Here is a 12588-nt window from a genome sequence, read left to right as displayed (position 1 = left end):
TCTAACTTATGGGGTGCAGTTCAGAACGGGAGGGGGACACCTTCGGGTGTGCTGATCCATTGGCTATCAGTCTGCTAACCCTCTTTCGTTTCGCCACCATTATTTAGCAGTAATGCGGTGAAACTTCTTTCATAGCCAAAGGAGTCATACCCATGACTAAGCATTTTCTATCTTTATTGTTTTCCTTAAAACGATTTTCCATCCCCTTTTTGCCTTAGCAACACACATCAACTTTTGCTCATTCGACTGATCTAAATGCGATTTAGCTTTGGAAAGCTTTGTCTCGCCTGAGTTTCAGTACATCAGCAAAATTTATTACACACCAAATAACACAATAAAAATTAAGGGGAATGATGAAAATTCTTATTTCACTTGCATTCATCACACTTGCACTTATGGCATCAGGCTGTGCTAGTAAAACTGAACGTCAATTTATCAGTGGTTGTAAAACAGGCGGGATTGATGGCAGTACCTGCTCATGTATTTATGACAAACTCGAAAGTAAATATGGAGAGGATGGACTCAAAAACAATCTATACACCTTACAGCAATCTGAATCTTTCCAAATGGATATGGTCAATTCTTCCTATCAGTGCATGAAGGAATAGCCATGAGAACACTTGCAGGCATTATCTGCATTATTGCAGTGATTTGCTTTTTAGGATTGCCATTTATTGGCTTCATGATCCTAATGGGAATTTTTATAGCATTGGCAAAATTTGCCGCTGGGGGAAAGTAAATGAGTTCAAATATTAAATCATGGGTGATCAGTGGCTACTTAGTGATTGGTTTTTTCTTTGCCGTCTATCAACACTTTTGGGGACAGTATAACTATAAGCCATTTACCTACAATTTAGGACAAGGCTTAGTTTGGCCTGCGGTAATGTTTCCAACAGTAGGGAAAATCATCGGTGGTATTTTGATTCTATTATTCATTTGGTTCGTTGTTATTAGACCTAAGTTATAAAGGAGTGCATTCATGAAAAAAATACTTTCCATTGTAGCACTTTCAACTTTACTGATCGCATGTAGTCAAAACAATCAGCAAGCTCAACAAAGTGCTACAGATCAAGCTGAACGCAGCTCATCTAATACTGCTACACAGCAGGAGCAATCTAAATATGCACCATATAGCAAGGAAGAGGTTGAAGCCAAAGTACAAGCTTTAACTCAGATTGTAGAAAATGATACCGAATATCTCCCTGCTGCGGTCAAACAAGCTCAATCATTTCTTGAGAGTTGGGATAAATATCCTGAAGCACTCAAATCCATGATGGAGTCTGATCTTGATCCCAACAATCCTGAATATAGCAATAATATTCCGATGGAGATGGAGCAACCAGAGATATCTGTTCGTGCCCAAATTTCCAGTCGGGAATCTCAATCAGCGTTTAATGTGCCTGGTGCAATTGAATATATTTTGGAAATTCAGTCCACTTCTGAACAACCCTTCACTTTAGAGGGATTAAATATTAACCGTGGTCGCTGTGGTTTTTATACAGGAGATTTCTATAGCAAAATTCCTGTGCAAATGAACTATAGTTCTACGGTATCCTATTTACTGAAATGCCGTGGTGATCAGGTCATTGAAGCTGAAATGATTACAGATCAGGGCAATGTAAATTTATCATTTTAATCTCAAACCCGACCCTATAGAGAACACTGCTGATAGTTGTGTTCTCTATTGAAAATTCAATATTTATAAACCTCTTCGATTTTTTGAATCAACCACTCCTCTGCCAAAGCTACGCATATAGGCTGAATCTTTCACTCGGAGATGCTGCTGTTCTTTTTCGCCATTCACCAAATAAGGGACAATATAATTAAGAAAGTTATAGACTTCACTGGCATTGTTACGATGAATCATACCAATCCCTAAAGTCCCCATCGCTTCATAGATCGCCATATAGTCGGAATGGTTACAGTTAAAAATATAACCATATCCGTGTGTAATCTGCTTCCAGCACTCACCTATCCACTGCCCCATTTCAAAACCACATTGATGCATATTTCCATCGTACATAAGCAAAAGATGGCAATGGTAGCCCTTACTAACCCCATGCTCTAATGCCCATGCATAACCATATAACCCACTAAAACAAGTATCTTGATCGGCTATACGCCGTAGCAATGTTTCTAGCGCTTTATTGAACACTTGGATGTTGTATAAGGCTTGATATTCTTTCTTGATAGATAAATCCACTCGAACCACCAGTGTTCTCGCATAATGATGAATGAGTGTGGATGTATAATCAAAAAGGCTATGCTGATTCTCTAATTCACGTTGTTGAAAATCAATCAGTTGCTGTTTTACACAGCCTGATAATGATTGGATATAAGTCAGAATATGCCAGACTGTCATATCATCAAAACAGACTATACAATCATGGTCTGCCTGCGGCATTAGACGGAGTGTGTGATCAACGATGTTCACCACCTCAATGAATATCTGCACTGTATTGCAATAGAAAAAATTAGCGTTATAGATTGGCTTAAATGACTGAACTAATTTTTGTAGGTCTATCATCAGGTTTTGATGATATAAATCATAACTACCTAAGCAAACTTCTTGAATGAAATGGTCTACTGCTGCCAATACTTCTGCTTCATGGTAAAGCTGATCATATTGAATATTCTGGTACATTTAGGTTCTCACTGAAACATAAGGTTCATATGTAAGTGAGGAATATATTTTTTTACTGATCTTGATTCTAAAGCAGGATGTTGTGATCATCCTGCTTAGCTGAATATGCTCATAGACTTTGGAACATACTATAGGGTTAGTTCTGAATATTTTAATACTGTGTTATTGATACATAGTCTATAGCCCATTTGAGTATGGGCTATACTGTGCTAAGTGTCTCAATCAACTAGATAAGATATTGTTTATGTTTAATATATTATTTATATATTACTTATAGTTAATAATATATATTACCTGTTAAGCACTCTACACTGTAGTTTCGATAAGTTCGTTCATCTACATAACGCTAATCGCCAATCTATCGGATTTTGCTTAGGCTAAAGTTACACTAATTTTTATTTTTTGGCAGGCTTCCTCTGAACACCCTGTACATTCTTTTCCCCTCAAGACGTAACACTTGATCCACTTCAGACTGTTCCTCAGAAATCATCTTAATGGATTTCAGGTATAGCTGAAGCTCGAATGGGCAGTAAAAAAATTCAGATAGTACGATGTAAGCAACAGCATGTTCACAAATCAACCTTTTCATATTCTGATTATTCTTGCCGACTGCTAAAAAATGGGAGATAAGTTTTTTATGTGACCATGCAACAGGCAGCTCAACCGCTTCAAATCTTATCGCATCTGTGCCTGTAAATTGATATATTTCCTCCTCTCTAATTTTATTAAAATAGATGTTTTCCCAATAGTAACTGATATCTTCAATCCATTCTTCTGCTTCAATGCCAATATCAGGCACAATGAACATCATCCTGAAGCACAATTTATTGTTTTCTGCCAGATCCCAGAACCCCATATACCCTGAAATCTGAGCAAGTTGCCTGTAGCCCCTGATTGCGTTCATAAAGTCTTTTTTTAGATTGATGAGGGTATGATCGTATAATTTCTGTAGACCATGTATAAGAAATTCAAGGGTAAAAATAAAACTTTTGGCATTTAGACTCATTACATCATTAAAATAATGACAATATTCGTGAAATTTTTTGATAGCTTTATTTTCGTCATTTTTTCGCTTTATAAATTCCTCATGGTTTCTGAACTTTTCAAGAAATTCATCCATATAAGCAATATTTTCGACACTCATATCACTAAACACATCAGGGAAGAAATTCGCAGGCAAAACGTTAAATTGTGTAGGCTTGCTTCTTTCATTCAGAGTGGGACGTAATTGTTCATTCAACCTCACTAACTTCTCATTTTTAATATGTAAATCGAGAACCTCGTAATACAGCTCCACCCGTGATGTCGACTCAAATAAATTGACTTTATATTCCACATTATCAATATGCATCCTACGGGTATTCTTCAGACCAAGATCATTACTAAGAAATTTAAAAGGATAAAACTTATAAGCAGAAACCGGAAAATAGAACTTATTCCATGTGATTAAAAAATAATGTCCTTTCATCTTATCTAGTGATCTTATAAACAGTATCAATTCCAATAAAACTCCTAGATTCAACTCATCCCTGTGTTTCAGAAAACCGCTGCGATTCAGGTCGATGCCAAGGTTGTGAAAAATATTTTTAATTATTTTGTCACTGAAATAAACTAAAGACATTACCACACCTGCATTTCAACTATTTTTAGAGATCAAATTTGTAGATCATATTACCAAAATTATTAGCTTATTATCCAATCTTTGTAAGGTTTGTGATTCATATAATTCAGCCAAATTTTCATTATAGTTAAATTTCGGCTGAGGGCCACGGTTTCACCAAGGTGAACTTTAGCCCAGTGAAATTTGCCCTGTTCCAGCCGCCGGGCTGAGTAGATATCCAGATTTCATTAATACGGATCATGTTGCAAGCGCCTTGAGTAATTCTGCTAAAGCAGATATTTCTGATACTTGCTATTTCAAGCCAATTTCTGCTTTTGAGTGGGGTAAAGTAATTTGAACCGTTAATATGTCAGTAGGAGTAGGATCTAATGGTCCAGAACAGGATAAGGCAATAAATGCAGGTTTATTCGGTAGTGGGGGAACGATCATCCCCTGGCTTAGCATCAATTAAGCGAATCCATTTGGATACAAGATTTGTATTCAATCCATGTTGCAAAGCGACTGAAGCAATTGAAACGTCCGGCGCTTTACAAGCCTGAACGATCTGCTGTTTAAATTGAGCACTGTATGTTCTTCGTTTTTTCGTAAGAGATGCGATGGATGTCTGGTTATTTGTAGTCATAAATTTAAGTCCCCACTTGTTTCTAAGTGGGGACTAAATTAAGGCTTATAGGATGAATTCAGAAGGTGTGTTCAGCGGACGCTTACAAATAAACCAGGTTCACCTCATTTGAATGGCAAGGTAGAGCGTTCTCAAAAGACTGATAAATCTGAGTTCTACGCTACTGTCGATATTAATTCTGAAGATATCCAAGACAAGCTAGCCGAATGGCAGCATGACTATAACTGGATGAGACCACATTCAGCTTTGAAAGGTAAAACACCGATGGAAAGGTACTTTGAATTATGTGAAGAAACCCCTTTCTCTGATGAGGTCCAGAAGCAATACAACCCATCCAATGAACGGATTCAACACGCCAATTACAAGATGGATTTAGAGATCGCTAAATTGAAACGATCTCTATGAATCACACAAGCGTTGGGGAGACGTCCGCATCGTACATTTCCTTGAATGTGGCAACAATATCTCGTGTCGTCATGCCTTTGGTGTATAGGGATAGGATTTGGCTATCCATTTGTGTGATACGGGTTTTCATTTTTAATCAGCTGGGTCTTACCTTTTGCCTCTGTCGCAATACGATTTAGGGCAACACCTTGCTGAGTTAGATATTGAGATACTGCCTGCGCACGACGCAAGGACAATTTTAAATTATATTGTTCATTTGCCTGCTGATTGGTAAATCCATACAGTGTCAAGGTGTAAGCTGGATGTGCTGTTAGGAAGTTCACGATCTGATTGAGCACATTGATGGAATCTTGCGATAAAACTGCCTGATCCAAAGCAAAATGTACAACATCCGGCACAGGTTGATCAGCAACCTGGCTATTTTCAGAGATGACTGTTTTTTGTTGTGGCGACCAAATCGGCCATGTTCCGACCACACCATGACATCCCTGCTCACTGCCATTCAGTTCCTGTAAAGATGGATAACTAATTTTCGGAAGCTGTTGAGGAACATCTGCACTGCAACTAAACGCCCGACTATTTGCCTGATCAATTAAGCGCTGTGCTGATAAAAACAGCTCCCGTGAATGTCGCCAGCCCAACTCACAATGTTCAGCGGCTGCCCAGACCAGCATCACCTCTGCCTGTGCAATCTGAGACTGGGCACAGGAAAAACCTGCATGCTGTTTCAATAATTCAGTATTTGCCCATAAATCCCGACGCATTACACTTGAGGTAGACAGAATCGGTGTGGTTAAACTTAACTGCTTAGCCTGACCTTGCTCTAATGCCACTATAATCATTTCCGCCTGGGCAAGGGCCTCCTTTCGCGCAACCGTTGCACTTTTTTCACTTCCCTCATGGGCTGCATAAGTCAACCATGCGGCTGCTTTGACAGCATGATAACGTTCAATTCCCTGTTCATTCAAAAAAGGAACGAGACGTGTTTGCAAGGCAGCAACCTGTTGATCTTTTGAATTATAAATACCTGACTGGGCTGTAGTATCTGGAGAATCTTGCGCCATAACAGGTGCAGCCAAATGATCAGGATTTTTTGCCCAAACCATCACGCTCCAGCAAACCACAACAGTTGCAGCACCACGATAAAATTGACGCAAGGCAGGTGTGACATATTTCATCTTTATGGTTCTCTTGAAGCGTTCACGGTAGAATTGTTGCGAGAAAACAGGTTCTCATCAAACTTGAATCTAAAGCGTACATATGCGCCCTGAAGAGTTGTGTCACTATCCACCAGATCATCATCTTTATAGCCAGAGAAGTTATAACCACCTGATAACCAGAGGTTTGCAGCCAGCAAATAGCCCACTTCCCCCCCAACCAAAACACGGCGGCCCGAACTCATGTTCGACCATAACACGCCTGTATGAATACCCGCATCCCAACGTTCATTGATGTCATACATTGCCCGACCACTGAGCATATGTGTCATACCACTTGACTCCAAACCAGAGAACGTTGTGTCCACATTTTTAACTGCATATTGGCCTGAAAGGGTAATATCGCGACTTGGATGATAATTCAAGTGATTTGAAAAAATATAGACATGCTTTAAGTATGGATTATTTAAATCTGACTTGTTACTGTCATAGCGGTATTCCACCTTGGTCAGTGCATCAAAACGATTGTGCTCAGTGTCACGGTAGGCAGCCCCCACCTGGAAACGATCAACCAGGCGATCACCACTGTTTTCATTCTTACTATCAGTCAGGCTAACTACATTTTTCGCCAATAAAGTCACGTCATCGGAATATTTGTAGGCAATCCCCAGATTATTCAGGATGGTGTCAGACTGGTCAGCCCAACGTGCTTCAATTCTCGCAACAGCTTTCCAGTTTGGATTGGCCAGATATTCCACACCTAAAGATGCAGCAGTGTTATCGGAATTTTGGTTATCGGTATCTGCTTTTGACAATGACTTCACCTGTTCAAAACTGGTGGTTGCATAGAAGCCTTTTTCCAGTTCCCAACGGTTACGTAAACCGATTGCAGCTTCAGCTTCGCGCGCACTGATGCCATCGCGAACACGATATTCACTAAATGCCGTACCGTTATTGTTATATTTACTGTCCAGACCAAACACTGTGACATTACGACGCTGATTGTTATTTAGGTCATACAGTCCCTGAATACTGGACACCAACTCATGGCGACCATAGGCACGTAGTTTTGAATTAATCTGGTAATTCGCACCCAAGGCAAAATTACGACGCTCAGCTTCGGAAACATCCTGCTCATATTCAGCAAAAACATTTGAACCCTGCCAAGGAAGCTGTGTGGTGATTTTTGTACGTGCGGTTAAACCATGATACGGCGCTGTTTGTGAAGCCCTCAACAGTGCTGGATTCTCAGACTCATCATAATATTTCAGGCCCAGCTCAACTGCCACAATACGGCTGATCGCACGTTCAATACTGGCAGAAACACCCTGATTGACACCACTTTGCAAATCTTCAGTACGGATGGCCTCCAGTTTTGCCAAACCGATCTTACCCAGTTGCGCACGCCCTTTTATACCACTTTCCTTACGTCCAGCGGTGATTGGTGCCGCAGTGTTATAGAACCCTGTATTTGCCTGATTATGGTAGGTTTTCAGCTCCATATTCTTATAGGCATAGTTCAGTTCAACACGAGCCGCATTCCCCGATAATTTACCTGTTGCATCTGCCGTGGTGTTAATCTGTGTTAAAGAGTTTGAACCGTCATTGATATTTTCAGAACGGGCAAACTCAGCAATCAATTTACCCTTGTCGGCAAATTTCACCACGGTATTGACACTCGCCAACTGGTCCTGCGTCAGTGGATTATTGCTTTTTACATAAGCCCCCCCCACTTTCACCTGATCAAGCATCTTCACCGAGCCTGTAACTCCACCAACCGTGTATTCATCCCCACCCTGATCAGATTCCACTGTAATACGCAGATAAACTGGATTAAGGTCAGCATCGACACTTGGTACAGGATCTTTTAAGTAAATGCTGTTGCTAAAGGTATCCACTTCATAATCGGTAAAACGTGCCAAAGTGCTACGCGAAATGATCAGGCCTGGATTATTGCGGTCACGGGTCACCGCCTCAACTTTTTCACTATTGGCAAGCACATCATCGGTATTGACATTGCCCATGCTATAAGGACCCGAAATCCCCATGGCACGTTGTTCACTGGTCACCTGTTGTGTATTGGTCTGCGCAGCAAAGGCCGTTACTTTATAGCGGTCTGTTTCGACAGCCCCACGAACACCTGTTAATGAACGGCTATATTGACCTAAAGCCAGGCCCTCATCATTTTCGGTACGTGTGACATAATCACCATACATGGCATAGGAACGGCCTTTATCCACACGCACGTACAGTTTACTGGTTGTTTGTCCATCAAAACCTTTCGCTGCCGAGTCACCATAAACTGGATAATATTCATCTGGACGAATATCACGGAACAGACGCTGGTTTTTATCCTTGTCAGAATCATAGGCAAGGGTTAGTAGATATTCACCCCTGACTTTCCCTTTCAGGAACATGGCTGCACGCCCTGTCACATTGCTTTTGCCATTGTCCGATGATGAAATCTCTTGCAGTTCTTCCTCAAACCCATCCTGCGAACCGACATTGCTTAACTGTTTCGGGTCAAATTTCTTAAAGTTAATTGATCCTTCTACCAAACCAACTGCAATGATCGGACGTAAATCAGGTAAGAAACGTATTGGTGTACTGCTATGAAAAATACCACTTTCAACCGACAGCGTTCCTTCACCCGCCTCAATTGGCGCCTTTATTGGCACAACAAGTGTACCGCCCTCAACAAACACCTGAATACCAGGTTGTTTCGGGTCCAGGTCAGTCAACTCAATTTTACCAATCGAGCTGTCGAGCGTAACTGGAGTTCTGGTAGAAACCAATGTGCCATTACGGTCAACAATTTTCATGGTCACGTTAAAATAATCACGGCCGTTGGCTTGCGGCTGTACTTTGGCTGACTCAAGTAACAGCTTATCCATTTGGTCAGGGACAATCACATTGACCTGTTTGCTATCCCGAACATTACCCATCATGTCGACTTGACGAACTTCAATACTGTTTTTACCCACAGCGAGATCGACACCGATAAAATCCAGACCTGCAACCTGTAAGTCAGGCAATATTGCACGTTTACCAATGCGTTTCTCAGAAACCTGTGTGCCATTTACCCACAGTTGTAGTTGTGTGCCAGCAGCACCCTTAACCTGAACCGCTGTTTGGGCATAACCAAGAAGCTGCCCATCTTTTAAGTTGATAATTTCTAGCTGATTATTGGCAGCATTTTCCAGCACTGTTTCCAGACTAAGCATTTTCGCAGCTTGAGTGGATTCGGCTGGCACACTCTCAGTTGCTGCCAATGTTTCAGTCAGTGGCAAGGCAACTGAAGAAGCAACGCCAGATTTTTCTGGTTCAAAAGTAACCTCTTTCAGTTCCTTAGCCTGTTCCTTGGAAAAATCAAGGTTACAATTGGCCCTGATTCCCTGTGCCGAGATACAACCACTTGCTGGCTGACCTTTAACATCGGTAATCTTGGAAAAAACTGGATCAATGGTAAGGTCTGAACGTAACACCTGTTCTAAATTGGTGTTGTCCTGTTCAATGCGTTTTTTACGTTCTGCGATTTGTTGCAATAAGGCTTGGGAACATTGTCCTGTACCATTGGCAATTGCAAAATCGGCACGATGTAGTTCACCACGTTTTAAATCCACAAAACGGCTATTTGGATCACCTGCCTGACGATTGCCAATTAACACCAACTCAGAATCAACTGGCAAACTGGTACGGTCAACCTTTAGAACGTGGGTTTTGGCACTGATCCCATAAAAATCATATTTACCTTCACTGTCAGTCACCACATAGCTACCATCTTCAAGGTAAATACGCACACCTGGCACACCGACTTCACCTGCATCCTGTACCCCATTACGGTTACAGTCAGTAAAAATCTTACCAACAATAAAGCCATCAGAGATCATTGCGCCAGGAGTTACTTCTACTTTTGCAGATGCTTCGTTTGATTCGATTCCCTGACCATCTTTTGCCCGAACACGGTTAATGCCATCACCATTCAAGGCATTTGGACCAATATAGACGCGATACTGAACCTTAACTTCCTTACTTGGAGTCAGTGTACCTAAACCAAGTTTCAAATAAGGACCTTTTCCACCTAATGGGTCAGCAACCTTGGTGCCATCGATACGCATAGAACCCTGAACATAGATAAAGCCTCTAGGCAAGGTATCAGTAATCGAAACATCTTTGGAATCCACCGTGCCACGATTGGCAACCGTCACGGTATATTCTTCAAACTCACCGATTTCCGAGTTTTTATTGGTCGCAACCTTTTGTACAAATAACGGCGAGGTTGGTACAGTCAAATCAGGATCAATTGGAATATCAATATTGAGTGCTGGATCACCATTATTTAAGGTAAATTTGCCAGCATAAGACCATTCCAGATCAACAGCCTTATCCGCAGGGAAACTTGGATAAACCGATTTATCACTGACAAAACTATAACGTGTATTTCCAGGAATTGTGGTTGTATCCACAACAAAACTGTAGGTTCCTGCTTTAACAAGGGGATAAATAAATTCACCCTCGCTATTGGTGACCTGCTTGGCTGGAATTGTAACCAGCTCTCCAGTCTGCTCATCAAGTTTGTATGCAATATTGTCCGCAATTGGCTGGCCATTCTGGTCTAATAAAGTGACCGTTGCTCCAGCCACAGGTAAACCTGTCTTGGCATCAAACACTGTGCCATATGGGTCAATAAGCACCTGAGTACTAATATCGGTAAATGTCTGGGTTGAATTACCCTGTGCATCCAGACAGTCCGTCAGGATAACTTGTACTTGATCGCGTTTGACTGTTTGTAATAATGAATCATAAGCAATACCTACATCTGCCAATGCGGTTGGTAGCGTGTAATGGAATACGCCTGTATTCGGGCCAGTTTCTACCCCAATGACCTCTTCAAGATCACCTGTCTTGGTTGATTTAATCTTAATCTTTACCTTGTCCGCAGTATAACGGTCCGCATTACAGCTGGCATTTTGCGCTTCAAGATAAAGTGGTTTATTCACGCTGCCTGTGGTCAAGACATTTTGGAAATCACCAGATTTATTATTAATCGCTGCGAGACCACCTACCACGGTTAAAGCAGGATTAGACAATACCTCTTTTTGGCTATTTGTGGTTGCATACGACACTTTATAGGTATTTTTAACCGTTGTTTTGGCAATGTTACGGTTCATTGTGACCGTAAGGTCAACCTGTTCCGTTGTATTGGCGTCTATTTGTGGAAAGCCAACCACCAATTGATCAACCTTGCTTAAGTCACCTGGCAAGGTCGTTGTATAGTTATTGCCTGTTTGCTTATACAAAACCTTGGCCTGCGTATTTTTTAACTGTGCAGACTTAAATGTTGTATTGGCAGGCAGATCATCAACTAAAAGCACCATTTTCTGTGCCTGACCATCGATCATCACATCCACTGGTTTTGCCGCTTTTTTACCTTGATTGGTTATGGCCAAAGTATAGTTAAGGTCATAGCTGGCATTGGCTGATGGCTCAAAAGTTTTCTGGACAACCTCTTTGGTTGCAACCAGTTGTGGTCCATAGCTGATGGCACTATCTGTAGCCGTTGCTATTACACTATTATCCTCAACAAGTGTTGCTTTTAACGGTAAATTTAACTGCTGACTTTCAGTCAATGTGGCACTTGCCGTTGCAACCACCCACAAATGAACACTTTGGCCTATAGTCAGAGCAACGTTGGTACTTACCTGCTGGTCATTTGTATCAAATTGACCGTTGTTATTACTATCTATATAAATTTTTATGTTGCTGAGTTCTTTTATGGTTAATGCTTCTAGCTGAACATTAACGGGTGCATTACTATTATTAACGAGTGTGTTTGCCCAGATTACACGGGTATTCGGTTCAATTTCCTGAGTTGGAGGTGAAGTTAATGCGATCGCATATAAAGCAGAAACACTGATTTCCACAGCATTTGAAACAGATTGTTGAGATTTTCCATCAGGTGCAACATAAGTTGCATAGGCGATATTTTGGATAGAGCTACCCACTTCAGGCATATTCGCTGCATAACCGTACTGCGCTGACAATATTGATACTGTCAACGTTGATAACATGAATGTCATGTTATGGAATGCGTTAGATTGCTTCTGTTGTAGCACAGCGCTTACCCTTCAACTAAATA

7 protein-coding genes and 4 pseudogenes are annotated in these 12588 nt (G+C 41.1%); 5 read left to right on the top strand and 6 right to left on the bottom strand.

Annotation, left to right across the window (positions count from 1 at the left end; translation table 11 throughout):
- Nucleotides 1-353: 353 nt before the first annotated feature.
- From B806_RS0118350 to B806_RS0118335, 4 genes are read left to right on the top strand one after another with little or no spacing between them, the layout of a single operon-like run.
- On the top strand, nt 354-608 hold the full coding sequence (locus B806_RS0118350) for a hypothetical protein (protein WP_016654408.1): 255 nt from the start codon (nt 354-356) through the stop codon (nt 606-608).
- Between the two features lie 2 nt (nt 609-610).
- Nucleotides 611-739 carry a hypothetical protein gene (locus tag B806_RS20185; RefSeq protein WP_004992797.1) on the top strand — a complete coding sequence of 43 codons (129 nt, stop codon included), beginning with the start codon at nt 611-613 and terminating at the stop codon, nt 737-739.
- On the top strand, nt 740-967 hold the full coding sequence (locus B806_RS0118340; protein ID WP_004992796.1) for a hypothetical protein: 228 nt from the start codon (nt 740-742) through the stop codon (nt 965-967).
- Between the two features lie 12 nt (nt 968-979).
- Complete coding sequence (locus B806_RS0118335; protein ID WP_004992794.1) at nt 980-1636, top strand: hypothetical protein; 657 nt, start codon at nt 980-982, stop codon at nt 1634-1636.
- Between the two features lie 63 nt (nt 1637-1699).
- Here the strand turns inward: B806_RS0118335 and B806_RS0118330 are convergent, their stop codons facing one another.
- The 3 genes and pseudogenes from B806_RS0118330 to B806_RS0118315 form a co-directional block, all read right to left on the bottom strand.
- Nucleotides 1700-2644 (bottom strand): inovirus-type Gp2 protein, encoded by a 945-nt coding sequence (locus B806_RS0118330; protein ID WP_004992793.1) that lies wholly within the window; start codon nt 2642-2644, stop codon nt 1700-1702.
- A gap of 388 nt (nt 2645-3032) precedes the next feature.
- Nucleotides 3033-4265: a hypothetical protein gene (locus B806_RS0118325; protein WP_004992792.1), complete on the bottom strand. Its 1233-nt coding sequence runs from the start codon at nt 4263-4265 to the stop codon at nt 3033-3035.
- Between the two features lie 291 nt (nt 4266-4556).
- Nucleotides 4557-4887: pseudogene (locus B806_RS0118315) on the bottom strand (transposase).
- Between the two features lie 87 nt (nt 4888-4974).
- Between B806_RS0118315 and B806_RS0118310 the strand changes: the two are divergent.
- Nucleotides 4975-5292, top strand: a pseudogene (locus tag B806_RS0118310) (integrase core domain-containing protein); the annotation flags it as partial.
- Between the two features lie 4 nt (nt 5293-5296).
- Here B806_RS0118310 and B806_RS19830 read toward each other — a convergent pair.
- The 3 genes and pseudogenes from B806_RS19830 to B806_RS0118300 all read right to left on the bottom strand — a co-directional run.
- Nucleotides 5297-5441 (bottom strand): annotated as a pseudogene (locus B806_RS19830) (transposase); the annotation flags it as partial.
- A 33-nt stretch (nt 5442-5474) separates the two neighbouring features.
- Nucleotides 5475-5966, bottom strand: a pseudogene (locus B806_RS20140) (OmpA family protein); the annotation flags it as partial.
- A gap of 506 nt (nt 5967-6472) precedes the next feature.
- Nucleotides 6473-12565 (bottom strand): SdrD B-like domain-containing protein, encoded by a 6093-nt coding sequence (locus B806_RS0118300; RefSeq protein WP_025466711.1) that lies wholly within the window; start codon nt 12563-12565, stop codon nt 6473-6475.
- Between the last annotated feature and the right edge of the window lie 23 nt (nt 12566-12588).

The sequence above is a fragment of the Acinetobacter sp. TG2027 genome, assembly GCF_000302435.1.
Classification (GTDB): domain Bacteria; phylum Pseudomonadota; class Gammaproteobacteria; order Pseudomonadales; family Moraxellaceae; genus Acinetobacter; species Acinetobacter pittii.
This window is presented reverse-complemented; position numbering and strand designations above follow the sequence as displayed.